Raw genomic sequence first — 24,822 nt, forward strand, 5'->3', positions numbered from 1 at the left:
TTCGTCGTACGGACGCTCTCGGCGGTCCGGTCAGTAGCGGACGGGCAGGGCGGTGAGGCTGCGGTTGAGCAGGGAGGGCTGCCAGGTCTGCCCGCCGGGGTCCGCCAGGGTCAGGCCGGGATGGTCCGTGACCAGCGTCCGTACGGCGGACACGGCCACGAGCCGTGCCAGCGCGGCGCCGATGCAGAAGTGTGCGCCGAAGCCGAAGCCGAGGTGGGTCGCGCCGGTGCGGCGCACGTCGAACCGTCCGGGGTCGGGGAAGCGGACCGGGTCCCGGTTGGCGGCTGCGGTGACGAGAAAGATCCGGTCGCCGGCCCGCAGGGTGTGGCCGTCGAGGTCGAGATCTCGGGCGGCGGTACGGATCGACATCTTGGACGGGCCGTCCAGGCGAAGGGTCTCCTCCACGGCGCCCTGCGCCAGTTCGGGATCCGCGCGGACGGCGGCCAGCTGGTCGGGCCGGGTGTGCAGGGCGAGGACGGTGTTCGCGATGAGGTTGCTGGTGGTCTCCCCGCCGGCGAACGCCATCTGGGTGAGCATCCCGACGAACTCCTCCGCACTGACGGAATCGCCCACGCGGCCCTCGCGCAGCACCTGGCTGATCAGGTCGTCGCCGGGTTCGGCACGGCGCCGCGCGACCAGCACCCCGAGGTAGTCCTCCAGACTCACCAGCGCTTGCAGGGAGGCCCGGTACTCGCTCTCCTCCTGGGCGGTGCCGAGGACGAGGTCGGCGACGCGGGCGTTCCAGTACCAGAAGGAGGGCGCGTCGGTGCGTGGGATGCCGAGCCAGCGGGCGAACACCAGCGCGGGCAGGGGCTTGGCGACATCGGCCATGAGGTCGCCGGTGCGTCCGGTGACGGCCTTGCGGGCGAGGACGGCGCGGGTCGCCTTCTCGGTGAAGGTGCGGTAGCGGGCCACCGCGCGGGCGGCGAACGCCTCCTGGAACACCTGGCGCAGCCTGCGGTGCTGCGGGGGGTCGTTGAAGACCATCCAGCGGGACAGGATCCCGAAGGCCCGCTCGGCGTCCTCGCGGGCGCCGTGCGGTACGGCGTCCATCAGGGGACGTACCCGGTCGGCGGAGACCGCGGGGTCGCGCAGGCAGCGCATCACCTGGTCGTGGCCGGTGACGAGCCAGGCGTGGTGCATCGGGCTCCAGTGGACCGGGGCGTGCGCGCGCAGGGCGTCGAGGTGGTCGTAGGGGTCGGCGACCATGTCGGCGGAGAGCAGGTAACGCTCGGTGAAGACGGGGGCTGCGGTGGTCATCGGTCTTCTCCCGCCTCGATGCCGGCGAGCAGTCCGGCGATGCCGGCCACCCTCGGCTCGGCCATCATCGACATGTGGTCGCCGTCGCTGACGTGCAGGGTGAGCCCGCCGCCGGCCACCTCTCGCCAGCGGGCGACATAGGTGTCGTAGTCGACGTCGAGACCCGGCATGGTGCGGCCCCGGGGCAGTCCGGCGGCCTCGCTCCCGACCACGAGGTGCACGTGGCCGGGGTAGGGGCGGACCTCGTAGGCGGCCAGTGCGGCCAGCAGCGAGTGCCACACCTCGACCGGCGCGTCCTCGACCAGGGCCGCCTCGGCGGGACTCATGCCGGCGCCCAGCAGGGTGGCGGTGAGTTCGGCCGTGGCCCGGTCGCGCTGCGGGGAGGACGGCAGGTCGCGCAGGCGGTCCCGCATGCGCAGGGCTTCGCGGAGGTCCTTGGTGACGCCGTCCAGCCGCGCCCGCGCGGCGGTGTTGGGCAGGTACGGCTCGATCAGGACGAGCGGTGCGACCGGGTGCCCCGCTCCCTGCAGCTGGGTGGCCATCTCCAGGGCGATGTTGGCGCCCATGGACCAGCCGAGCAGGGCGTGCGGGCCGGCGCCGTCCCGGTCGGTGATCTCGGCGACGTAGTTGGCGGCGATACCGGGCACGGTGCCGGGGTCGACCCCGCCGAGCAGTCCGCGTGCCTGGAAGGCGTGTACGGGCCGGCCGGGCGGCAGGGCTCGGGCGAGCGGTACGAACCAGGCGGCGCTGCCCCCGGTGGGGTGCACGCACCACAGTGGCTCCCCCGTGCCCTCGCGCAGCCGTACCTCGGAGGTGACGACGGCGGGCAGCCCGTCCCCGGCCGTCCGGGTGGCGTGCGCGGCGAGCTGGGCGATCGTCGGGTGCTCGATCAGGTCACCGACCGACACCGGCAGGCCCCGTCCGGTGGCCATCAGGGAGACCCGGACGGTGGACAGGGAGCTGCCGCCGACGCGGAAGAAGTCGTCGTGGACGCCGATGCGGGACAGGCCGAGGACTTCGCGCCAGATCTCGGCGATGACCTTCTCCGCGGTGGTGGACGGGGCGACGTACTCGGTGTCGTTGCGATCGGGTTCCGCCGACGGCAGCGGCAGCGCCCGCTTGTCGATCTTGCCACTGCGGTTGACGGGCATCTCGTCCAGGAAGACGAACCGGGTGGGCAGCATGTACGCGGGCAGCGAGGCCCGCAGGGCGCGGCGCAGTTCCCCGGGCCGGGGCCGCCCGGGGCCGTGGACGACGAGGTAGGCGACGAGTGCCGCTTCGCCGGGCAGGTCGGTGCGGTGCAGGACGACGGCCTGGCGGACCTCGTCCAGGCGCCTGAGGGCGTGCTCGATCTCGCCGAGCTCGATGCGGAAGCCCCGCAGCTTGACCTGCGAGTCGCGGCGGCCGAGCCACTCCACGGACCCGTCCGGCCGGTGGGTGCCGAGGTCTCCGGTGCGGCACAGCCGCTCGCCGGGTGCGCCGTACGGGTCGGGGACGTAGGTGGCGGCGGTCAGTGCGGGCCGGCCCAGGTAGCCGCGGCCGACGGCCTGCCCGCCGAGGTGGATCTCGCCCGGTACGCCGACCGGGACCGGCTGGAGGTCGTCGTCCAGGACGTGGATACGGGTGTTGCGGATCGGGGTGCCGATGGGCGGGGTGCCCTGGCCGGGAGTCAGTTCCGCGGCGACCGACCACACGGAGGTCTCGGTGAGGCCGTAGACGTTGTGGAAGCGCCGGCCGCGCGACCACGCGTCGGCGAGTTCGGCCGGGCAGGCCTCGCCGGCGACCTGCAGCACCCGCAGCTCGGGGAAGTCGTCCCGGTCGAGCACCGCCAGTGCGCTGGGCGGCAGCATGGCGCCGGTGACGTGAGCCTCGCGCAGGGTGCGGGCCAGGTCGGGGCCCGGGCGCAGCTCCTCCTTGGGGGCGGTGACCAGCCGGCCACCGTTGGCGAGGGCCCAGGTGAGTTCCAGGACGGAGGCGTCGAAGCCGAAGGAGGCGAACTGCAGCACCCGGTCGCCGGTGGTGGGCCGCACCAGGTCGCGCTGTCCTTCGAGCATGTTGGACAGGCCGCGGTGCGGGATGGCCACGCCCTTGGGCGTGCCGGTCGAGCCCGAGGTGTAGATGATGTAGGCGAGGGTGTCCGCGTCGGGTTCCGCGCCCGGCACGGCTGCCGTGGCTTCCCGGGTTTCCGCGGGTCCCGCGGGGGCGTCCAGGTGGATCACCGGCCCGTCGAAGGGCACCGTTCCGGCGAGCGCCCGCTGGGTCAGCAGCACCCGCATGCCGCTGTCCTGGGCCATGAACGCGAGTCGTTCGGTGGGGTGTTGCGGGTCGAGCGGCAAAAAGGCGCCGCCGGAGCGCAGCACACCGACGGCGGCGCGCACCAGGTCGGGGCCGCGCTCGGCGCAGATGCCCACCACGGTCTCCGGCCCCACTCCCAGCCGCCGCAGCCGCCGCGCCAACTGCTCGGCCTGCTGGTGCAGTTCGGCGTATGTCAGCTGCTGCCCGCGGTGTTCCACGGCGACCGCGTGCGGGGTACGGGCGGCGTGGGCGGCGATGTGCTCGTGGAACAGCAGCGGTGAGGAGGGAGTTTCGGGGCCCCTGCCCCAGACGTCGAGGACGGTGGCGCGGGCCGCGCCGGTGAGCGAGGGCCGGGCCACCCGGGTGTGCGGGCCGGTGACCATGGCCTCCAGCTGGGCGCAGTACACGTCGGCGAGCTGCTCGGCGGTGGCGGGTGCGACGAACGCCGGGTCGGCGTCGAGGGTGAAGGCGTTGACGCTCGCGTTGATGAGCAGCGGGAACATGGTCCGCGCGATCTCCAGGGAGTCGTCCCAGGAGTCGTGCGAGAGCCGGTGGAAGTTGACGTAGTTGAAGACGGCGTCGGTCAGGTTCGGTTCGGTGGGCCGCAGGCGGGCGATGTGGACCAGCGGGACCCTGCGGTGCGGCAGCATCTCCTGCTCGGCCGTGAAGACGTCCCGCAGATAGGCCAGCCAGCTGCCGCGCGGGCGGGCCACGCCGAACGGCACGGTGTTCAGGAACAGTCCGCGCATCCGGTCCGCGCCGGGCACCTCGGGACGCCCGTTGGTGACCAGGCCGATGCTGTGGCCGAGGACGCCGCCGTCGCCGCCGTCGCGTTGCGCGAACAGGCTCATGGTGTGGTGGAAGGCCGTGATGAGCACGGTACGGCGGGGCACGCCGGCCTCCTTGGCCAGCCTGCCGATGCGTTCGGCGAGGTGGGCGTAGGAGCGGCGGACCTCGTGCACCGGCGGCCGTCCGGTGTCGGCGCCGGTCGTGCGCCTGCGGAAGGTCACGGGCCGCAGGTCGGCGAGCCGGTCGCGCCAGTAGTCCAGGGACTCCTCGCTGGCGAGCGCGGCCCGCTCCAGGGCGACGTACTCGGCGAAGGGCGGTGCGGCCGGCGGCTGCGGGGCGGTCCGGTGGGCGACGGCCTCCCGGTGCAGGGCCAGCAGGTCGGCGACGAGCGAGGTCAGGCTCCACCCGTCCAGGACGACATGGCAGTCGGTGAGGACGAGTCGCAGGTCGTGGTCGGTGACCTGGTGCAGATGGATACGCACCAGGGGGGCGGTGGCGAGGTCGAAGCGGCGCTCGAACTCCTCGCCGACGAAGGCGCGCAGCCGCGCCCGCTGCTCCTCGCGGGGCAGGTGACGCAGGTCGGTGTAGCCGACGGGCAGGCGGACGCCGCGGTGGACGAGTTGGAGGGGCTCCCGGTAGGAGACGAGGTCGACGGACGTGCGCAGGATCGGGTGACCGGCCACCACGGCGTCCACGGCGGCCTGGAACGCGTCTGGGTCGAAGCCCTCGGGGACGGTGATCTTCAGGTCGGTGACGTTGTGGTAGGCGCCGCGCCGCGGGTCGGCCAGCATCTCGTGCAGCATGCCCGCCTGGAGCATGGTGAGCGGGTAGGCGTCGGCGAGTCCGTCGGGCAGGCGGCCGGCGTCGGCCGGGTCGAGCTGGGAGAAGGGAGCGACCGGGGCGGGGGCGTCGCCGGCGTCGGTGACGAGCGTGGCCAGGTCGGCCAGGGTGCGGGCGCGGAAGACGTCGGCCACGGTGAACCCGAGCCCGGCGAGGCGGCCGAGACCCACCAGGCGCAGGGCCAGGATGGAATCGCCGCCCAGGTCGAAGAAGTTGTCGCCGCGGCCGACGTGCTCGATGCCCAGGACCTGGCTCCACACACCGGCGAGGGCCTGCTCCTGGGGCCCCTCGGGCGGCACGTGCGCCCGGGGTCCGTTCGAGGCGGGCCGGACCGCGGTCAGCGCCGCCCGGTCCACCTTGCCGTTGGCGGTCAGGGGCAGCCGCTCGTGGCGGACGAACAACGCGGGCACCATGTGGTCGGGCAGGGTCAGCCGCAGTCCCTCGCGCAGGGCGGGCGGGTCGAGGGGGCGGCCCTCGGGCGTGACGACGTGTGCGACCAGGCGGGCCGTGCCCTCGTCGCGGCGGGCCACGACGGCGACGTCGGCGACGCCGGGCAGGGCGCGCAGCGCGGTCTCGATCTCGCCGGGCTCGATACGGTAGCCGCGGATCTTCACCTGGTGGTCGGCACGGCCGACGTAGGCGAGTTGGCCGTCGGGCTCCACCCGGACCAGGTCGCCGGTGCGGTACATGCGGGCGCCGGGTGCCCCGAAGGGGTCGTCGAGGAAGCGTTCGGCGGTCAGCTCGGGCCGGTTCAGGTAGCCGCGGGCCACACCGCCGCCGGAGACGTACAGCTCGCCGACGCTGCGGGGCGGCACGAGCCGGCCCCAGGAGTCGAGGACGTAGCCGTGCTGGCCCGCGAGCGGACGCCCGATGGGCGAGCGGACGCCGCCGGTGACGTCCTCCTCGGTGATCGTGCGAATGGTGACGTGCACGGTGGTCTCGGTGATGCCGTACATGTTCACCAGCGCGGGGCGGTGTCCTTCGTCCCTGAACCAGTCGCGGTAGTCGCGTACGTCGAAGGCGTCGCCGCCGAAGACCACGGTGCGCAGGGCGAGGTCCGAGAATCCGGCGCCGGTGTCCGCCAGGTGCGCGCGCAGGCCCTTGAAGGCGGCCGGGGTCTGGTTGAGGACGGTGACGCCCTCCTCGCGCAGCACCCGGTGCACGGCCGCCGGGTCGCGCACCTCGTCCGCGCCGAGCACGACGACGCGCCCGCCGCCGGTGAGCGGCGCCCACAGTTCCCACACCGAGAAGTCGAAGGCCGGCGAGTGCATCAGGGTCCACACGTCGGCGGAGCCGAAGTCGAAGTGCCGGTCGGCGGCGTCCAGCAGCCAGGCCAGGTTGCCGTGGGTGATCTCGACGCCCTTGGGCCGGCCGGTGGAGCCGGAGGTGTAGATGACGTAGGCGAGGTCGTCGGGGGCCGGCCGGAGATCGTTGCTCCCGGCCGGGGTGTGCGTGTCGTCGGCGTCGAGCAGGACCACCTGGGCGGGCAGCCCTTCGACGGCGGGACGGGTGGTGGTGTCGGTGACGATCCAGTCGATGCCGGAGTCGGTGACGGTGAACTCGCGGCGCGCCCGGGGGTGGGAGGGGTCGAGCGGGAGGTAGGCGGCGCCGGCCCGCCAGACGGCGAGGAGTGCGGCGGCCAGGTCGGGGGTGCGGTCGAGGCACACGCCGACGAGGGAGCCGCGGGTGACGCCGGCGGCGCGCAGTCGCCGGGCCAGGGCGCAGGCGCGGGCGTCGAGCTGGGCGTACGTCAGGGAGCGTCCCGAGCCGCTCACCGCGACCGCGTGAGGCGTGCGCCTGATGTGCTCGGCGAGGCGGTCGGGAGCCGTCCGCGGCGCCTGGGTGGCGTCGGTGCCGGTGTTCGCCGGACCGTCCGGGCCGAGGAGGTGGGCCCGTTCGGCCGGGGTGAGCGGGTCGACGGTGCTGAGCGGGGTGTCGGGGGCGGCGCAGAACGCCTCCAGCAGCGTGACGGTGTGCCGGGCGAGAGCGGCGACCGAGGTCTCCTCGAACAGGTCGGGCCGGTAGACGAACACCAGGTCGGTGCTCCCGTCGCCGTCGCGCAGATCGAGGGTGAGATCGAACTTGGCGGTGGTGAGGTCGATCCGGTAGGGCGCCCCGCTCGCCTGCCCCAGGTCGAAGCGGGACGGTGTGGCGTCGGTGTGCGTGCAGAGCACCTGGACGAGCGGGTTGCGGGCGAGGTCGCGTTCCGGGCTCAGCGCGTCGACGACCTGTTCGAAGGGCAGCGACTGGTGCTGGAACGCCTCCAGGACCCGGTCCCGGGTGCGGGCGAGCAGCACGGCCGGGGTCGGGTCGTCGGAGAGGTCGCCGCGCAGCACGAGGGTGTTGACGAAGAAGCCGACGAGCTGCTCCGTCTCGGCCCTCTCCCGGTTGGCGACCACGGTGCCGACGGCGATGTCGCGCTGTCCGGTGTGGAAGGCCAGCGCGGCCTGGAACGCGGCCAGCACCGTCATGTAGGGGGTCGTGCCCGCACGGCGGCCCAGCGTGGCGAGCCCGTCGGTCAGCGCGGACGGCAGGGTGACACTGTGGGCGGCGCCGCGGCTGCCGGGGGCGTCGGGGCGGGGACGGTCCGTGGGCAGGTCCAGCGGCGTGAGGCCGGCCAGCCGGGTGCGCCAGTGGTCGAGGGCGGCGGACTGGTCGCCGCGGCACTGCCAGATCGCGTAGTCGCTGTAGTCGAGGGGCAGTTCGGGCAGCTGTGCGATGCGTCCCTCACGGCGGGCCCGGTACAGCTCGGTCAGGTCACGCACGACGAGGCCCAGTGACCAGCCGTCGGAGACGATGTGGTGCATGGCGAGGACCAGCACGTGGTCGTCGTCGGCGGCGCGGACCAGGGTGGCCCGGAAGGCGGGCTCGTGGGCGAGGTCGAAGGGCCGCAGGGCGGCGGTGTGCACGGCGGCCGACAGGCGCCGTGCACGGTCCCCGTCGGCGTCGTGGGCCTCACCGGTCAACTCGATCACGTCCAGGGCCGCGCCGTCGGCAGGCAGTACCTGCTGGTGGGGAATGCCCTCGTGCTCGGGGAAGATCACGCGCAGCTGCTCGTGCCGGGCGACGAGGTCCACCACGGCCGCGCGCAGGGCCGGCACGTCCAGCGGCCCGGTGAACCGCCAGGCCGCCGGCAGCAGATAGGTGGGTGCGCCCGGGTCGAGCCGGTCGAGGAAGTACAGGCGCTGCTGGGCGGCGGACAGCGGGGTCCGGTCCGGGCGGGGGCGGACCCGGACCGGTCCGTCGTCCCGTACGGCGCTCCGGCCGCGCAGTCGCTGCTCCAGCAGGCGCCGGGCGGCCGGGGACAGGCCGCCGCCCGCGGGGAGGGGGCCGGGACGCACGTCGGATGTGGTCATGAGGGCACTCCGATCCAGGATCTGAGGAGGGGAAGTGGGTGAGGGGCGGGCGGCGCGCTCAGAAGTCGGCCGTGAGGGACAGGTCGATCTCGTCGTCGCTCAGCTGCGAGATCAGCTCCAGCAGTCGGCGCTCCACCTCGGCGGCGAGCCGCTCGACGGTGGGGTGCTCGAACAGGTCCCGGACCTGCAACGGGCAGTCGAAGGCGGTCCGCAGACGGGAGGCGACCGACACAGCGCGCAGGGAGTGGCCGCCCAGTGCGAAGAAGTCGTCGTGGACGCCGACCCGGGGCAGGTCGAGCACCTCGCACCAGATCTGTGCGACGACCGTCTCGGCAGGGGTGCGCGGTGCCACGAAGGCGTGCGGTGCGCGTGTCACGGGCTCGGGCAGGGCCGCGGTGTCCAGCTTTCCCTGCACGGTCAGCGGCAGACTGTCCAGGACGACGAACGCCGACGGGACCAGGTAGTGCGGCAGGTATTCCCGGCAGTGCCTCTCGAGGGACTCCTGCGACAGTCCGGCGCCCGCGGCGTAGCCGACGAGAGCGGCCTCGCCGTGCAGGGTGCGCACCACGACGGCCGCGCCCCGCACTCCGCGGTGCCGGCGCAGCACCGCCTCCGCCTCCCCTGGTTCGACTCGGAATCCGCGGATCTTGACCTGGTCGTCGTTGCGGCCGAGGAACTCCAGGTCGCCGCAGGGCAGTCGGCGTACGACGTCACCGGTGCGGTAGAGCCGGCTGCCTCGTCCGCCGAACGGGTCGGGCACGAAGCGCTCGGCGGTCAGTGCGGGACGACTCAGATATCCCCGGGCCAGCTCGGGGCCTCCCAGCAGGAGTTCGCCGGGAACGCCGTCCGGGACGAGTTCGCCCAGGTCGTCGACGACGTAGGTACGGCGGCTGCCCAGGGCTCTGCCGATGGGCACCCGGCCCCCCGGGACGGCGTCGACGGTGTGCGCGGTCGCGGAGATCACCGCCTCGGTCGGTCCGTAGGTGTTGATCACGGGCACTGCGGGGAGGTACGTGAACCACCGCTCCAACGGGTCGGCGGGCAGTGCCTCCCCTCCCGTCACCAGCAGCCGCAGCGACGCCAGCCGGGGCGCCAGCACGTCCAGGCGGGCGACCAGTTCCGCCCAGTAGGACGGGGTGAGTTCCATGACGGTCACCCGCTCGGCGGCGACCCGGGCGGCCAGTTCCTCCGGCGCCCAGATCTCGTCCGGGCGCACGACGACCGTCGCTCCGGTGCTCAGCGCGGGCAGGATCTGCTCCAGTGACGCGTCGAACGAGGTGGAGGCGAAGGTGAGCACCCGGTCGTCCGCGGTCAGCGCGAACGCCTCGCGGGCGGCGGCCACATGGGCGTCCAGGGCGTGGTGTCCGACTCCGACGGCCTTGGGACGGCCGGTGGAGCCGGAGGTGAAGATGACGTAGGCGAGGTCGTCGGGGTGCGGGGTGTGCCGGGGACCGTCGGCGGCCGGCACGACCTGGTCGACGTCGATCGCCACGACCCCGAGCGGGGTGACCTTCTCCCGGGTGCGCGCGTCGGACACCACGTGCCGTACTCCGGCCTCGCGGAGCATGTGGCGGAGCCGTTCCCCGGGGATCCGGGGGTCGAGCGGGACGTACACGCCGCCGGCCCGCCAGACGGCGAGCATCGCTGCGACCGGCCACACCCCGCGGCCGACGCAGACTCCCACGGCGTCGCCCGGGATCACGCCCGCGTCGACCAGGGCGCCGGCCAGCCCGCCGGTCAGCGCGTCCAGCCGGCCGTAGTCGAGGGTCGTGCCCTCGCAGACGACGGCCGGGGCGTCCGTCCGGCCCCGCACCCGGAACCCCGGCGCGGGCACCGCGTCCCGCCCGGCACTCGCCACCAGGTCCTCCCGCTCCCCCGCCGAGAGCAGCGGTGCCTCATCGACGCGGGCCGTCGGGTCGGTGACAAGAGCCTCCAGCAGGCGCCCGACGTGCCGGGCGAACCGGGTGGCGGTGGACGGGTCGAACAGGTCGGCGGCGTACTCGACGTTGAGGGCGAACCGGTCCGGCCGGACGACGAAGGTGGCGGTCAGGTCGAACTTGGCCGAACCCCAGGGCAGCGGGAAGTCGGCGGCGGCCGGCCACGGAGTGCCCGATACGCCCGTGGAGGCGTCCTGGACGTCCACCATGACCTGGAACAAGGGGTTGCGGGACAGGTCGCGTTCGGGGCGCAGCCGCTCCACCACCCGCTCGAACGGCACCTCCTGCCGGTCGAAGGCGCCGAGGACGACGTCCCGTACCCGGTCCACGAGCCCGCTGAAGGTCGGCCGCCCGGACAGGTCCGTGCGCAGCACGACGGTGTTGACGAAGAAGCCGACGAGGGGCTCCAGTTCGAGCCTTCCGCGTCCGGCGACGGGCGTGCCCACGGACACGTCGGTCTGCCCCGACCAGCGGGCCAGGACCGCCTGGGCGGCGGCCAGCAGCACCATGAACCGGGTCGCGCCGCGCTCGAGGGCGCAGGCGTCCACGCGGTCGACGAGACCGGCGGGCAGGTCGACCTCCACGGCGCCGCCCCGGCCGGTGAACACGGACGGCCGGGGCCGGTCCGTGGGCAACTCCAGCGCGGGTGCGTCCTCCAGGGTGCGCTCCCAGTAGGCGAGCTGGGGTTCCAGGGCGCCGTTGTCGGCGCGGTCGCGCTGCCAGACGGCGAAGTCGCCGTACTGCACGGCAAGCGGTGGCAGCTGGGCCCGCCCGCCCGAGCGCCGGGCCTCGTAGTGCTGCGCGAGTTCGTCCAGCAGCACGCCCTTGGACCAGCCGTCGGTGACGGCGTGGTGCAGGGCGAGGAGCACGACGTGGTCGTCGTCGGCCAGCTCCCACACACCGGCCCGCAGCAGGGGCGGCCGGGTGAGGTCGAAGCGGCGTGTGGCGAGGTCCACGGCCCGGCGACGTACCGAGTCCAGGCGGGTCCGCTCGTCCTGGGCCTCGGGTGCCCGCTCCCAGGTGAGCGGGACGCCCGCCGGTTCGCAGATGCGTTGCGCGGGGCGACCGTCGGACTCGACGAGTGCGGTGCGGAGCACCTCGTGCCGTTCCACCAGGTCGTCCAGGGCCTGCTGCCATGCGGTGCGGTCCAGGCCGCCGCGCGCCCGCCAGCAGTACCACAGCAGGTAGGAGTCCCCGCGGTCGGAGGTGCGGTCCAGGAACCACAGCCGTTCCTGGGCGAAGGACAGCGGCAGCGGCCGGCCACGGTCGACCGGCACCACCCCGCTCGCGCCGGACGCGCGGGCGGCGGTCACGCACGGGGCGAAGGCCCGCACGGTGGGGTTCTCGAACACGGTGCGCAGTTCGATCTCACGGCCCAGGCGCTGGGCGATGCGGGAGACCGCCATGGTGGCCAGCAGGGAGTGGCCGCCCAGGTCGAAGAAGCTGTCGTCGATGCCGATCCGGTCGAGCCCGAGCACGTCGGCCCACACCTCGGCGACGATCCGCTCCGTCTCGTCGCGGGGCGCGGCCGAGGCGGAGTCGGCAGCCGGACGGCCTGGGTCGGGCAGGGCGGAGCGGTCGAGTTTGCCGGAGACACCGACCGGGAGGGCGTCCAGGACGACGAACTCGGAGGGAACCGCGTAGGGGGGCAGATAGCGTGCGCACCATGCGCGCAGGTCCGCCCGGTCCGGCGGGCGGGGCGCGTCCGGGGCCGGGACGACGTATCCGGTGAGGCTGCGCCCGGTGCCGCGGTCGGGGCGGGCGGCGGCCGCGGCGACCAGCGGGCAGGCCCGCAGTACGGTCTCCACTTCGCCGAGTTCGATCCGGAAGCCGCGGATCTTGACCTGGTCGTCGCGGCGGCCGAGGAACTCCAGCTCTCCGCCCGGCGTCCAGCGGACGAGGTCACCGGTGCGGTAGAGACGCCCGCCGGGCGGTCCATAGGGGTCGGGTACGAAGCGTTCGGCGGTCTGGGCCTGGCGTCCCAGGTAGCCGCGGGCCACTTCCGTGCCGCCGATGAGGAGTTCGCCGAGGACACCGACGGGCACCGGCTCGTCGTCGGCGTCGACCACGTACACCCGCCGGCCGCCGAGGGGACGGCCGATGGGCACGGTGGCGGCGGGCGGGTCGTCGGCGTCGTAGGTGGTGGCGGTGACCGTCGTCTCGGTGGGCCCGTAGGCGTTGCACACGCGCACCCAGGGAACGGCGGCCCGCCAGGCGGCGAGGGTGTCGGGCGGGACGGCCTCGCCGCCGAGGACGAGCAGCCGCAGGGAGCCGAGGGCCGAGGCCAGTCGCCGGTCGAGGGAGAGCGTCAGTTCCGACCAGTAGGTGGGGGGCACGTTGACGACGGTCAGGGCGTGCCGCTGGACGATCTCCGGCACCTGGGTGGGCAGCCAGGGCTCGTCGGGGCGCATCACGACAGTGGCGCCGGAGGTGAGGGCGGGCAGCACCTGGTCCAGCGAGGCGTCGAAGGAGAACGAGGCGAAGGCGAGCACCCGGTCGGCTGCGTCGATGCCCAGCCGCTCGCGGGTGGCGGCCACGTGCGAGGCGAGCGCGGCGTGCTCGACACCGACGGCCTTGGGCCGGCCGGTGGACCCCGACGTGAAGATGACATGGGCCAGTTCACGCGGGTGCGGCCGGTGCCGGGGACCGTCCGTGACCGGGGTGAGAGTGGTGACGTCGACCGTGACCGGCGCGAGCGCGGTGGCTGTGCCCGCCGTCGCCGGGTCGGTGACCACATACCCGATGCCGGCCTCCTCCGCCATGAACTTCAGGCGTTCGGCCGGGAGTTCGGGGTCCATGGGTACGTAAGCGCCGCCCGCCCGCCAGATTCCCTCGATGGCGGCGACGGACCACAGACCTCGGCGCAGCAGGACTCCCACCGGGTTTCCGGAGCCGGCCCCGGCGGCTCGCAGCGCGGCGGCGAGTGAGCCGGTCATGGCGTCCAGTTCTGCGTAGGTGACGCTGTCGCCTCCGCAGCGCAGCGCGGTGGCGCCCGGGTCGCCGACGAAGGCGACCGGCGGCACCGGTCCGGCCGGCCGGTCGGGAGCGTGGTGCCACTCGGGGCGGGGGCGGGCGGGCGCGCCGGGGCCGGTGGGCAGAGCGCGGGCCAGGTCCTGCACGGGGGTGACGGGGTCCGCCAGGACGGCGCGCAGCAGCGCGACATAGGCACGGGCGAACGCGTGCATGGTGGCGGGGTCGAACAGAGCGGTGGCGTACTGGAGGACGGCGGCGATACTGCCGTCCGTGCGCAGGGTGAGGTCGAGGAAGACGTCGAGCGGCGTCCCGGTCAGCGGCGGCTCGACCAGCGTCACCTCCAGACCGGGCATCACCACCGGGCGGATCGGGGAGTTGAGGAGGGTGAACGACGCCTGGGCCAGTGGGTGCCGGGACAGGTCGCGAGCGCCGCCGAGCGCGCTGACCACGAGATCGAAGGGCGCCTCGGCGTGCGAGAGGTCCGCCAGCGTCCGGTCCCGCACCCGGTCCAGCAGTTCGGCGAAGCCGGGCCGGCCGGCCAGGTCCGCGCGCAGGACGACCGTGTTGACCAGCGGGCCGATCAGGGCCGCGGCACCGCGCTGGGCCCGGTCGGCGAGCGTGCTGCACACGGCGACGTCGGGTCGGCCCGACCAGTGACCGAGGAGCGCCTGGTAGGCGGTGAGCAGGAGCATGTAGCGGGTGGCGCGCCGGGACCTGGCCAGGGTGTCGACGGCGGCGACCAGATCGGCGGGCAGGTCGAAGCGCACGACGTCACCGGAGCCGTCCCACACGCGCGGCCGCGGCCGGTCGGTGGGCAGGTCGAGCGGCGTGAGGCCGGTGAGCCGCTCACGCCAGTGGCCGAGCAGGCGTTCCAGCCGTTCGCCACGCAGGCGTTCGCTCTGGGCCCGGGCGAGGTCGGCGTACCGCACCGCGGGCGCGGCGACCGGCTCGCCGCGGTATCCGGCGGCCAGTTCGCCCAGCAGCACGCCCCATGACCAGCCGTCCACGGCGATGTGGTGCACCTCCACCAGCAGCAGGTGCTCGTCGGACGCCACGCGGGCGAGCGTGGCGCGGACCGGGTGCTGGACGGACAGGTCGACGGGGCGGCCGAGGTACCGGGCGAACAGGTCGTCCGGGCCGGCCACCTCGGTGCGCTCCAGGCGGAAGCCGGCGGGAGCGTCCACCACCGGTACCGGTTCCCCGTCGACAGCCGTGAACCGGGTACGCAGCACCTCGTGCCGGGTCACGATCCCGGCCAGGGCCTGCTCGAGCCGGTCCGCATCGAGAGTGCCCCGCAGCCGCAGGACCAGCGGGAGCATCGATCCGGTGGAGGATCCGGCCAGTTGGTCCAGGAACCACAGCCGGCGCTGCGCGAAGGATGCCGTGCGGGTGTCGACGTCGTACGGAGCCCCTTCGGGGGCCGGGCCTGCTGTCACTGTGAGCCTCCAAGCCGTGTTTTCCAGCAGACTGCCGCCGGTCGGAGGACGCCCATAGGGAAGAAGACGCAGTTGCGCGAGCAGACCGGGCTGCCGTGTCGGCCGTACAGCGCGGCCCCTCACCGGGTCGGCCACGACGTGGGCAGCAGAAGCGACCGACTCGGCGCCGGTCTCCGGGGGCTGCGCTCTCGGGCGTGGGCAGGGGTTGCCGTCACGTCACCGGAGGGTCCGAACGTTCGGGCACCTGGTGCCGGGTCCCTCAGGCGGCGCCCTGCGCCGGCCGTGCTTCGACGCACGCGCATCGCACGCGCCGTCGGCGGTGACCGCACGACGCCTGCCGGAAGGGGCCCAGGCAGTCCTGAGCACGTTCGAGGGACCGGGTGCTCACGCCATCTGATGACACGTCAGCAGAGTCAGCATTGGGTCAGCTCAGCATTGGGTCAGCATTCGGTTTGCCAGACCCGGTTACAGATTGCCGAACCTGCGGAGCGCCGCACGCCCCCCCAAGCCCGTGGGGCGAGCATGGTTGCTCGCCCCACGACCATCCGTATCCGCCGCGCTCCGGACCACCCCAGGGCCGTGACCCTGATGACAGCAACCGCAGCATCCGTACTGGTCAGCGCACCCGTCCCCGCGGTTTCAGCGGCCCGGGCGGCAGGGCAGGCGCAGAGAGCCGGTCCCCGTCGTAGCCCTTCACCTCACCGAAGCGCGAGCTGTTCATCCAGTCCGAACGGGCCTGTTCGATGTCCTGACCGGACCGCCCGATGAAGTTCCACCACATCACCAGTTCCTCGTCGAACGGCTCGCCGCCGAGCAGCATGAGCCCCGCGTCGGACTCGGCCCGAAGGGGCAGCTCGGCCCGTCCGCAGCCCAGGTAGAGCATCGAACCGGGCAGCAGCGGCACCCCGTCCACGTGGGCCTCGCCGGACATGGACAGTACGGCGTACTCGAAGTCCGGCTCCAGCGGCAGCCGTACGTCGGCGCCGCGGTCGAGCGCCAGGTCGGCCCCGACGATCGGCGTGAACGTCGTGCCGGGCGAGACCGCCCCGTCGACACCGCCCAGCACGACGGTGGCCCGCACGCCGGGAGCGGTCACGACGGGCAGCCCGCTGTGGTGCTCGAACCGCGGCTCGGTGTGCCGGTCGCTGTCGGGCAGGGCGACCCACAGCTGCGCGCCGTGCAGGAAGCGGGCGTACGACTTCGGGCTCTCCTCCGAGTGGCTGATGGCCCGGCCGGAGGTCATGAGCCCCAGCTCACGGGGGCGGATCGTCTGCAGGCTGCCCGTGGAGTCGCGGTGCAGCACCTCTCCCTCGTGCAGCCAGCTGACGGTCTGCAGACCGATGTGCGGGTGCGGCGGGACCTGCATGCCGGGCTCTTCGGCGATGTCGTCGGGGCCGTAGTGATCGACGAAGCACCAGGCGCCCACCATGCGCCGGCCGAGGTTGGGCAGCAGTCGCCGGACCTCGCTGGACTCGCCGAGCTTGACCCGGCGGGGACTGAGGAGTTCACGCACCGGTTCCGCCACCACGAAGCCCCGGCCGCCGCACAGCGAGGGAACGGCCTCGCGATCAAGATTGCTCATACGGGACAACCTAGCCCCGTCCGGCAGCGCCCGTCATACCCTCCGTCCCCACAGCCTCCAATTGTGGAATATTCAACAACCAAGGCCGGTTCTGCCTGCCGAAGGAGGTCAGACGTGAACACGACGTACTACGACCACGGGACGGCCGCGGAGCGCTGGGAGCGCGCCCGGATGTTCTTCGACGCCAAGGACTACGCCGCTTCGGCGCGCGTCCTCGACACGCTGGTCGAGGAGGTGCCGCAGGAGACGGGGCCCCGCCTGCTGCTGGCCCGCGCGTACTACCACTCGGCCCAACTGGGCCGCGCGGAGGCGCAGTTGCGCATACTCGTCGAGCGCGACCCCGTGGAGCACTACGCCCGCCTGATGCTCGGCCGCACGCTCCAGCGGCAGGGCCGGGCCGAGGAGGCCGAGCCGCACCTGCGCCTGGCCGCCGCCCTCGCGGGGGACTTCGCCTCGCTGTAGGACACCCGCGGGGGCCGGTGCCGGCGGTCGGGACACGGACCGCCGGCAGGCCGAGCGCGGTACTCGTCGGGCACCACCCCGCCCGGTGCCGGGTTCAGCGGTGAAGGGGCGGGGTGGTCCGGGACCGTGTCCCGGCGGCCTGCGCGCCGCCGGGCTTCCGGCGTGCTACTTCACGGATTCCCCGGCGGAATCGCCTACCGGCCCGGCGGGCTCGGTGGGCCCGGCGGGCTCGGTGGGCCCGGCCGACTCGGTGGGCCCGGCCGACTCGGTGGGCCCCGCCGGCTTGGCCGGCCCGTAGGTCCGCCTGCCGCGCCGGTAGGCGATCTCGCCCAGGACCACGTCCACCGCGACGAAGGCCGCCAGGGAGATGCCGAGGAGCGGCACGAAGTACCCGAGGACGGCGATGCCCGCCATCAGCGGGACGAGGACGTGCGCGGGCACCTGCTGCCAGGCGCCGCGCGGGATCGGACGGCCGAAGGCCGAGGCGCGGCCCCGCTGCCACCACATGCGGTAGCCCCACAGGATGAGCAGGATCAGCCCGAGGGCGAGAGCCATCAGCACGAGCTGGTTGGCGAGGCCGAAGAGGACGCCGGTGTGCGCGTCGATGCCCCAGCGGGTGAGCTTCGCCAGCACCGGGTAGTCGGCGAAGCGCACCGTGTCGGTCACCTCGCCGGTGGCCGGGTCGACCGCGACCGAGTCCTGCTTGGTGGGCCAGCTGCGCTGGACCTGGGCGACGACGTAGGCCGACGAGTCGTCGGCGGGCGGCACGATCTCCACCGGGTCGCCCAGGCCCTTCGCGCGCGCGGACGCCAGTACCTTGTCGAGGCCGACGCCGTGTCCGACGCCGCCCTCGGCGGAGCCGGAGCCGGAGCCGTGGCCGGAGTGCTCGCCGCCCGCGGCGGCCGACACCGCCGGGGTCGCCTGGCGCAGCGAGGTGCGCAGCTCGTCGATGTTGGCTCCGGCGTACGTCGACCAGGTCAGGCCGGTCGCGGAGAGGAAGAAGAAGCCGGCCGCGGCCCAGACGCCGACCGAGCCGTGCAGGCCCAGGGTGCGCCGGCGGCCGCTGGTGCCGCGTACCCTGCGCTGCGTACGACGGCGGCCGAACCAGAGGACCAGACCGCCGCCCGCGATCACCCACAGCCAGCTGGCGGCCAGCTCGCTGTAGAGGCGGCCGTCGTCACCGAGTTTCAGGTTCGCGTGGAACTCGTCGATCCAGGTGCGCAGCGGCAGGGCGCCGGTCGATCCGTACTGTTCGAGCGCCCCGCGCACCTCGGCGGTGTACGGGTCGACGAACACGGCGAGGGTGTGGGTCCCGGCGATGCCGTCCACGCCGGACAGCATCACCCTGGTGGTCTCGTCGTCCTGGGGCGAGGGACGGACGGCGGAGACCGTTCCCTCCGGGTGGGCCTTGCGGGCGGCGGCGACCTGCTCCGAGATCGGCAGCTTCTCGTCGCCGGCGGGAACGGTCGTCTCGTGCGAATAGAGGATCTTCTCGGCCTGGAACGACGCCGCGTACAGGAAGCCGGTGGTGGCGGCGACCAGCAGGAACGGGGCGACGAGCACTCCGGCGTAGAAGTGCAGCCGCAGGACCAGCGGGCGCAGCGGTGCCCAGCCGCCGCGTCCGGGAGCGGGAGCGGGGGCGGGGGTGACGGGTTGCGGGGACCCGTCCGTCTCGGTCGTGGATGCGAGGGACATCGGCTGGCTTCTCCGGTCGGGCAGGGGACGACGGGGCCGTACTCGGCCGTTGCGGTGAAGTGGTCGGCGGGCGGGGCCTTCGAGTTCCCGGAGATCTGTGTGGTGTGGGTCACAGCGCCGTCGGGGAGTGGCCGGCCGGTGCCGCGCGAAAGGCAGTCGCACGCCGAGGGAGCCGCCTCGCGCCGTCCGGCACCGTCTTGGCATGCTGGCCCGATGGCACCCTCCAGTGATTCCCCGCCCCTGCGCGACCGGGTGGAGGAACTCCTCTCCCGTACCGGCCCGTTGCCGATCGTCGCCGCCGGCGACCCGGTGCTGCGGCGGCCGGCCGAACCGTTCGACGGCCAGCTGGACGCGGCGCTGCTGGCCCGCTTCGTGGCGGCCCTGCGCGACACGATGCGCGCGGCGCCGGGCGTCGGCCTGGCCGCACCCCAGGTCGGCGTCCCGCTGCGGCTCGCGGTGATCGAGGATCCGGCGCCGGTCCCGGACGAGATCCGTGAGGTGCGCGGCCGGGTGCCGCTGCCCTTCCGGGTCCTGATCGATCCGGTGTACGAGCCCGTGGGCCCGCAGCGTGCCGCTTTCTTCGAGGGCTGCCTGAGCGTGCCGGGCTGGCAGGCGGTGGTGGCACGGCCCGCCGAGGTACGGCTGCGGGCGCGGGACGAGCACGGGAACCCGGTGGACGAGGTGTTCACGGGCTGGCCGGCGCGGATCGTCCAGCACGAGACGGACCACCTCGACGGCACGCTCTACCTGGACCGCGCGGAACTGCGCTCGCTGTCGTCCAACGAGGCGATGGCCGAGCGGTGGGCCCAGCCCACTCCGGCGCGGGCGGCGGAGGGACTGGGCTTCAGCCTCTAGGGCTTTTGGACGGGGTCACTCAAGCCTCTGGGGCTTCCCGGAAAGGGTCACTTGCCGTCGCGGTACGCCTCCAGCAGCCTCAGCCACACCTCGCTGACCGTCGGGTAGGACGGGACCGCGTGCCACAGCCGGTTCACCGGGACCTCGCCGGCGACCGCGATCGTGGCGGAGTGGATCAGCTCGCCGACTCCGGGGCCGACGAACGTGACGCCGCGCAGGGTCTCGGTGTCCAGGTCGACGACCATCCGGGCCCGGCCGCGGTAGCCGTCGGCGTAGAGGCCGGCGCCGGCGACCGTGGCGAGGTCCACGTCGACCGCCCTGACCCGGTGGCCCGCCTGCTCGGCCTCGGCGAGGGAGAGACCCGCGGAGGCGGCCTCCGGGTCGGTGAAGACGACCTGCGGCACGGCGGCGTGGTCGGCGGTGGCGGAGTGCGCTCCCCACGGGTCGGTCTCCAGCAGCGGGACACCGGCCGCCCGGGCGGCGATGGCGGCGCCCGCGATCCGGGCCTGGTACTTGCCCTGGTGGGTGAGCAGGGCCCGGTGGTTGACGTCGCCGACCCCGTACAGCCAGTCGGTGCCCGTGACCCGGCAGCTGTCGTCGACCTCCAGCCAGGAACCGGGGGTGAGGCCGACCGTCTCGAGGCCCACGTCGTCGGTGCGCGGGGCGCGTCCGGTGGCGAAGAGGATCTCGTCGGCCTCGATGCGGTCTCCGGTGGAGGTGGTGACCACGACCGTCGCGCCTTCCCGGGCCAGCGACTCGACCGAGACACCGGTACGCACGTCGGCGCCCGCCTCGGTGAGCGCCTCGGCGACCAGTTCGCCGGCGAAGGGCTCCATGCGGGGCAGCAGGCCCTCGCCGCGGACGAGAACCGTGACCTGCGAGCCGAGGGCCTGCCAGGCGGTGGCCATCTCCACGCCGACGACCCCGCCGCCGACGACCACGAGGCGGCCCGGGACGGCCTGTGCGCTGGTCGCCTCGCGGCTGGTCCAGGGCTTCACGTCGGCGATGCCCGGCAGGCCGGGCAGTACGGCGCGCGACCCGGTGCTGACGGCCACCGCGTGCCGGGCCGTCAGGACGTGCCGCTCCCCGTCGGGGCTCTCGACCGTGACCCGGCGGGGCCCGTCGAGCCTGCCGTGCCCCCGGTAGAGGTCGACGCCGACGCCCTCCAGCCACCGGACCTGGCCGTCGTCCTTCCAGTTCGAGGTGTAGTAGTCGCGGTGGGCGAGCACCGCGGCCGCGTCGAGGGGGCCCTGCACGGCCTGGCGCAGGCCGGGCACCTTGCGGGCGTCCGCGCGGGCGATCACCGGGCGCAGCAGGGCCTTGCTGGGCATGCAGGCCCAGTACGAGCACTCGCCGCCGACCAGTTCGCTCTCCACGATCGCGGCGGAGAGGCCGGCCGCGCGGGCGCGGTCGGCGACGTTCTCCCCCACCGGTCCGGCCCCCAGCACCACGACGTCGTACTCATTGGTTTTCGTTTCCGTCATGGGGCCAGTCTGATCGTTGGTGTGGGTCATGGCCACACGGGTACGTGCGCGGAATAGGCCGCCGATCGGCACCGTTGTCCACGACGGCCACGCACCGATCCCGGGAAGAGGGAATGAACGCCATGAGCAGCACCGTGGAGCTGACCAAGGAGAACTTCGACCGGACGGTCACGGACAACGAATTCGTCCTGATCGACTTCTGGGCGTCCTGGTGCGGTCCGTGCCGGCAGTTCGCCCCGGTCTACGAGAAGGCGGCGCAGGCCAATTCCGACCTGGTCTTCGCCAAGGTGGACACGGAGGCGCAGCCGGAACTGGCGGCGGCCTTCGACATCCAGTCGATCCCGACGCTGATGATCATCCGCGACCAGGTGGCGATCTTCGCCCAGCCGGGCGCGCTGCCCGAGGCCGCCCTGGAGGACGTCATCGGCCAGGCCCGGAAGCTGGACATGGACGAGGTCCGCAAGTCGGTCGCGGAGGAGCAGGCCAAGCAGCGGTAACGGCGCCGCACACGAGCGCCCCCAAAGGGGCGCGGGGAACTGCGCGGGCAGCCCCCACGCACCCGCGGACGGCACTCCGGCAGCGGCCCGCAGGGCAACCTGCCGCGCCGCGGGGCAGGCGACGGCCCGCAGGGTGACCTGCCGGGCCGTCAGCTCGACTCCCGGTGGACGACCTCCGCCCCCAGCACCTCGTGCGTCTCCGGCTCCGCCGCGGGCTCCCGCACCGCGCGGTCGACCAGTTCGGCCAGTTCCCGTCCCGACGGCAGCCGGATGTGGACCGTGCTCAGCCGCGGGCGCAGCAGCCGGCCCAGCATCAGGTCGTCGGCGCCCACCACGGCCGTCTCGTCCGGTATCCCGACACCCTCGTCCTGCAGGGCCCGCATCAGCAGCATCGCGAACTCGTCGTTGTACGCGAACACGGCGTCCAGACCGAGGGAGCGCCAGCGTCCCGCGAGGTCGGCCGCGGCCTTCTCGTCGTAGGCGAGCGGCAGTTCGGTCACCGTCGCGTCCGTGCCGGCCAGCGCCTGCCGTACGCCTTCGAGGCGGGGCCTGGAGAAGATCTCGAGCCCCGGGTCCTCGGGCACCACGACGCCGACACGGCGGTACCCCCGGGCCAGCAGGTGCGTACCGACGCTCCGGCCGACCCCGTGGTGGTCCATGAGCAGCGCGTGGGCGCCCTCGACGCGTTCGGGGCCGAAGGTGACGACGGCCCGCGCGCCGGAGCGCTTGAGCACGGACACGCCCCGCGGGCCGAGCCCGCCGCCGGGCACCAGTACGGCGACCGGTCGCAGTTCGGCCCAGGCACGGGCCGCCTCGTCGCCCTGGAGGCCGAGGCCGCCGTACTGCACGACGGTGTACTCGAGCCGGCTGAGCGCCCACTGGAGTTCGTTGAAGAAGCTGCTGTAGAGCGGGCCGACGGGCACGTCCGGGGCGGGCATCAGGACCATGCGGCTGTGCCCGGCGCGCAGACTGCGGGCCGCCGCGTGCGGCACGTACCCGAGCTCCTCGGCCGCCTCGTGGACGCGGCGGCGGGTGGGTTCGCTGATCCGTACGGCGCTGGTGTTGTTGAGGACGTAGGAGACGGTCGCGCGCGACACACCTGCCAGGCGGGCCACATCGGCACTCGTCGGCACGGAGTGCGGCGCGGGCGACGGAGGGGCGGATGTTCTGGGTATCTGCACCATGACGTACGGCATCCTCGCAGAGGCCGGGGGCGGGCCCGGGGCCGGGGGGCGCCGCGGGCGCCGGACGCGCGGCCCGCACGGGTCGCACCGGGCGCGCCCCAAGTCCCTTGCCTACCGCGGCAGTTCTGTCCGGGTGAGGCGTTCGACCAGGTCGTTCCAGCCCGACTCCAGGCGCTCCAGCGGCATTCCGCAGTCCTTGGTCAGGTAGTGGACCAGGGCGGGGTCGAGGTAGCCCATCAGCGCCTGGGCGAGCAGCGGCGCGTCGGCGTCGGGCACCGCCTGGCGCAGCAGCAGGGTGACATGGCCGGTGAGGAAGCGCTGGGGCGGGAAGGAGTGGCGGCGGGTCGGCTCCGGCTCGGCGGCCAGCTGCAGTTCCAGGTGGTCGACCGCCTGGCGCAGGACGGCGCGGCCGAACGCGCCGAGCCGCTCGACCGGTGGCGCGCCGGGGCCCAGCGGTGGCGGACCGCTCAGGAGGGCGGCCTGGAGCTGCTGGGCGGAGTGGTCCAGCAGGGCCATGAGCAGGCCGGTGCGGTCACCGAAGCGACGGAAGACGGTTCCCTTGCCGACCGAGGCCGCGGCGGCCACCGCCTCCATGGTGACGCCGGCCGCGCCGTGCTCCGCGACCAGGCGTGTGGCCGCCTCCAGCAGGCGGGCGCGGTTGCGGGCGGCGTCGGCGCGCAGGCACGGCTCGTCCGCCCCGGTGGAGAGCTCCAGGAGGACGGGCTCGTCGGTCGGCTCCTGGGACTTCGGGAAGGACGGCAGGGAGGCGGACATGAAGACAGCGTAACGCCGCGGGAAGAAAACTGGACCACGGTCCGTTTCGCTGATAGAACTTTAAACGGACCTCGGTCCGGATCGTAACGGCAGTGTTTCACCCTCGTGTTCCACCCCCCTCTTGGAGTTCCTCATGTCTGTTCGCATCCTCGCGCTCGTCGGCAGCCTCCGTGCCGGCTCGCACAACCGCCAGCTCGCCGAAGCCGCTGTCAAGCTCGCGCCCGAGGGCACCGAGGTCGACCTGTTCGAGGGCCTGGCCGAGATCCCCTTCTACAACGAGGACATCGACGTCGAGGGCGACGTCCCGGCCGCCGCCGCCCGGCTGCGCGAGGCCGTGGCCTCGGCCGACGCCCTGCTGCTCTTCTCCCCCGAGTACAACGGCACCATCCCGGCCGTCCTGAAGAACGCCATCGACTGGCTGTCCCGCCCGTTCGGCGCGAGCGCCTTCAGCGGCAAGCCCCTCGCCGTGGTCGGCACCGCCTACGGCCAGTACGGCGGCGTCTGGGCGCAGGACGAGGCCCGCAAGGCCGCGGGTATCGCCGGCGCCACGGTCATCGAGGACATCAAGCTCTCCATCCCCGAGTCGGTCGTCCGCTTCGCCGAGACGCACCCCGGTGACGACACCGAGATCGCCGACAAGCTCACCGAGGTCATCACCCAGCTGCAGGGCCGGGCGACGGCGCCCGCCGCCGCCTGATCACCACGCGCTCCGCGACCCGTGCGGGGCGCAAGGGGCCGGAGCCGTGCGCTCCGGCCCCTTCCGGCAGGTCGCCCACCGGTGGGCCCCGCCGCCGCCGTGCCCTCGGAAGGCCGTGGCTCAGCCCGGTCCGGCCGGCCGGCGACCGGGGCGGCCGCGGATCACGCTCGCACCGGGACCGCCCTTCACCGCGCTGTCCGCGCGGCTGCGCCCCGGCGTACGGGAACGGATCGTCGCCCTCGCGGAGCGGCCGACCGCGCTCGGGCACGAGGCCGAGGAGGCCGACCCCTGTCTGCCGGACCGGCGCGCCCGGGAGGCGCCCCGTCCGGGCGGCCCGGCGTGCACGTCCCCGTGGGGTCCGTCGCGGGGTTCGTCGGCGGTCCGCTGCCGGTGGGCGTTCAACGGGAGTCGGGTCGGCGGTGGTTCGGGCGCCGGCCCGTAGTCTTGGCGTCATGGACGACGCGTCGATGGTGGGGCTCATGGGGCGGGTCACCGGCACGGTGGGACCCGGGCTCGTCGGCGAGGTGATCGTCCGGGTGCGTGGCGGCGCGGAGCACTTCCTCGCGTACCCCGCCGCCGCGCAGGACCGTATCGAGTCGGGCACGGTGGTGATGGTGGTGGAGTACCTGCCGCCGCGCACGGTGTATGTCTCGCCCGCGTACGGCGGTTGACACCGCCGGGACCGTCCGGCCACGTGAGCGTGTGG

At 73.9% G+C, this 24,822-nt stretch carries 14 protein-coding genes; 6 read left to right on the plus strand and 8 right to left on the minus strand.

Annotated features, from left to right (window positions below):
* Nucleotides 1-30: 30 nt before the first annotated feature.
* From QFZ75_RS04690 to QFZ75_RS04705, 4 genes are all read right to left on the minus strand, one after another.
* Entirely contained in the window at nucleotides 31-1,260 is a 1,230-nt protein-coding gene (locus QFZ75_RS04690; RefSeq protein ID WP_307534064.1) for a cytochrome P450, read from the minus strand.
* Nucleotides 1,257-8,540 (minus strand): non-ribosomal peptide synthetase, encoded by a 7,284-nt coding sequence (locus QFZ75_RS04695; RefSeq protein WP_307534066.1) that lies wholly within the window; start codon nucleotides 8,538-8,540, stop codon nucleotides 1,257-1,259. Before QFZ75_RS04695 ends, QFZ75_RS04690 begins: the two co-directional genes overlap by 4 nt.
* A gap of 58 nt (nucleotides 8,541-8,598) precedes the next feature.
* A complete protein-coding gene (locus QFZ75_RS04700) occupies nucleotides 8,599-14,886 on the minus strand; it encodes a non-ribosomal peptide synthetase (protein WP_307534068.1) in 6,288 nt (2,095 codons plus the stop codon).
* Nucleotides 14,887-15,502: 616 nt separating this feature from the next.
* The gene (locus tag QFZ75_RS04705; RefSeq protein WP_307534069.1) at nucleotides 15,503-16,468 is read right to left on the minus strand and encodes a pirin family protein; all 966 of its coding nucleotides are present in this window, start codon (nucleotides 16,466-16,468) and stop codon (nucleotides 15,503-15,505) included.
* A gap of 114 nt (nucleotides 16,469-16,582) precedes the next feature.
* Here QFZ75_RS04705 and QFZ75_RS04710 point away from each other — a divergent pair, with 114 nt between their 5' ends.
* Entirely contained in the window at nucleotides 16,583-16,930 is a 348-nt protein-coding gene (locus QFZ75_RS04710) for a tetratricopeptide repeat protein (RefSeq protein WP_307534071.1), read from the plus strand.
* Nucleotides 16,931-17,095: 165 nt separating this feature from the next.
* Here QFZ75_RS04710 and QFZ75_RS04715 read toward each other — a convergent pair whose 3' ends face one another.
* Nucleotides 17,096-18,625: a PepSY domain-containing protein gene (locus QFZ75_RS04715; protein WP_307534072.1), complete on the minus strand. Its 1,530-nt coding sequence runs from the start codon at nucleotides 18,623-18,625 to the stop codon at nucleotides 17,096-17,098.
* Between the two features lie 213 nt (nucleotides 18,626-18,838).
* On the opposite strand from QFZ75_RS04715, the gene QFZ75_RS04720 reads away from it, so the two are divergent.
* The gene (locus QFZ75_RS04720) at nucleotides 18,839-19,480 is read left to right on the plus strand and encodes a peptide deformylase (protein ID WP_307534074.1); all 642 of its coding nucleotides are present in this window, start codon (nucleotides 18,839-18,841) and stop codon (nucleotides 19,478-19,480) included.
* Nucleotides 19,481-19,527: 47 nt separating this feature from the next.
* On the opposite strand, the gene QFZ75_RS04725 is transcribed toward QFZ75_RS04720, so the two are convergent.
* A complete protein-coding gene (locus QFZ75_RS04725; protein WP_307534076.1) occupies nucleotides 19,528-20,964 on the minus strand; it encodes an NAD(P)/FAD-dependent oxidoreductase in 1,437 nt (478 codons plus the stop codon).
* 74 nt (nucleotides 20,965-21,038) lie between these two features.
* Between QFZ75_RS04725 and trxA the strand changes: the two genes are divergently transcribed.
* Nucleotides 21,039-21,461, plus strand: a complete 423-nt coding sequence (gene trxA / locus QFZ75_RS04730; RefSeq protein WP_307534078.1) for a thioredoxin — start codon at nucleotides 21,039-21,041, stop codon at nucleotides 21,459-21,461.
* A 149-nt stretch (nucleotides 21,462-21,610) separates the two neighbouring features.
* Here trxA and QFZ75_RS04735 read toward each other — a convergent pair whose 3' ends face one another.
* Together QFZ75_RS04735 and QFZ75_RS04740 are read right to left on the minus strand one after the other, a co-directional pair.
* Nucleotides 21,611-22,657 carry a LacI family DNA-binding transcriptional regulator gene (locus tag QFZ75_RS04735; protein WP_307534079.1) on the minus strand — a complete coding sequence of 349 codons (1,047 nt, stop codon included), beginning with the start codon at nucleotides 22,655-22,657 and terminating at the stop codon, nucleotides 21,611-21,613.
* Nucleotides 22,658-22,756: 99 nt separating this feature from the next.
* Entirely contained in the window at nucleotides 22,757-23,419 is a 663-nt protein-coding gene (locus tag QFZ75_RS04740) for a TetR/AcrR family transcriptional regulator (protein WP_307534080.1), read from the minus strand.
* Nucleotides 23,420-23,552: 133 nt separating this feature from the next.
* On the opposite strand from QFZ75_RS04740, the gene QFZ75_RS04745 reads away from it, so the two are divergent.
* From QFZ75_RS04745 to QFZ75_RS04755, 3 genes are all read left to right on the plus strand, one after another.
* Nucleotides 23,553-24,116 (plus strand): NADPH-dependent FMN reductase, encoded by a 564-nt coding sequence (locus QFZ75_RS04745; protein ID WP_307534082.1) that lies wholly within the window; start codon nucleotides 23,553-23,555, stop codon nucleotides 24,114-24,116.
* Between the two features lie 115 nt (nucleotides 24,117-24,231).
* Nucleotides 24,232-24,558 (plus strand): hypothetical protein, encoded by a 327-nt coding sequence (locus QFZ75_RS04750; RefSeq protein ID WP_307534083.1) that lies wholly within the window; start codon nucleotides 24,232-24,234, stop codon nucleotides 24,556-24,558.
* Between the two features lie 10 nt (nucleotides 24,559-24,568).
* Complete coding sequence (locus QFZ75_RS04755) at nucleotides 24,569-24,787, plus strand: hypothetical protein (RefSeq protein ID WP_307534084.1); 219 nt, start codon at nucleotides 24,569-24,571, stop codon at nucleotides 24,785-24,787.
* The last annotated feature ends 35 nt before the right edge of the window (nucleotides 24,788-24,822 follow it).

Source organism: Streptomyces sp. V3I8 (genome assembly GCF_030817535.1).
Classification (GTDB): domain Bacteria; phylum Actinomycetota; class Actinomycetes; order Streptomycetales; family Streptomycetaceae; genus Streptomyces.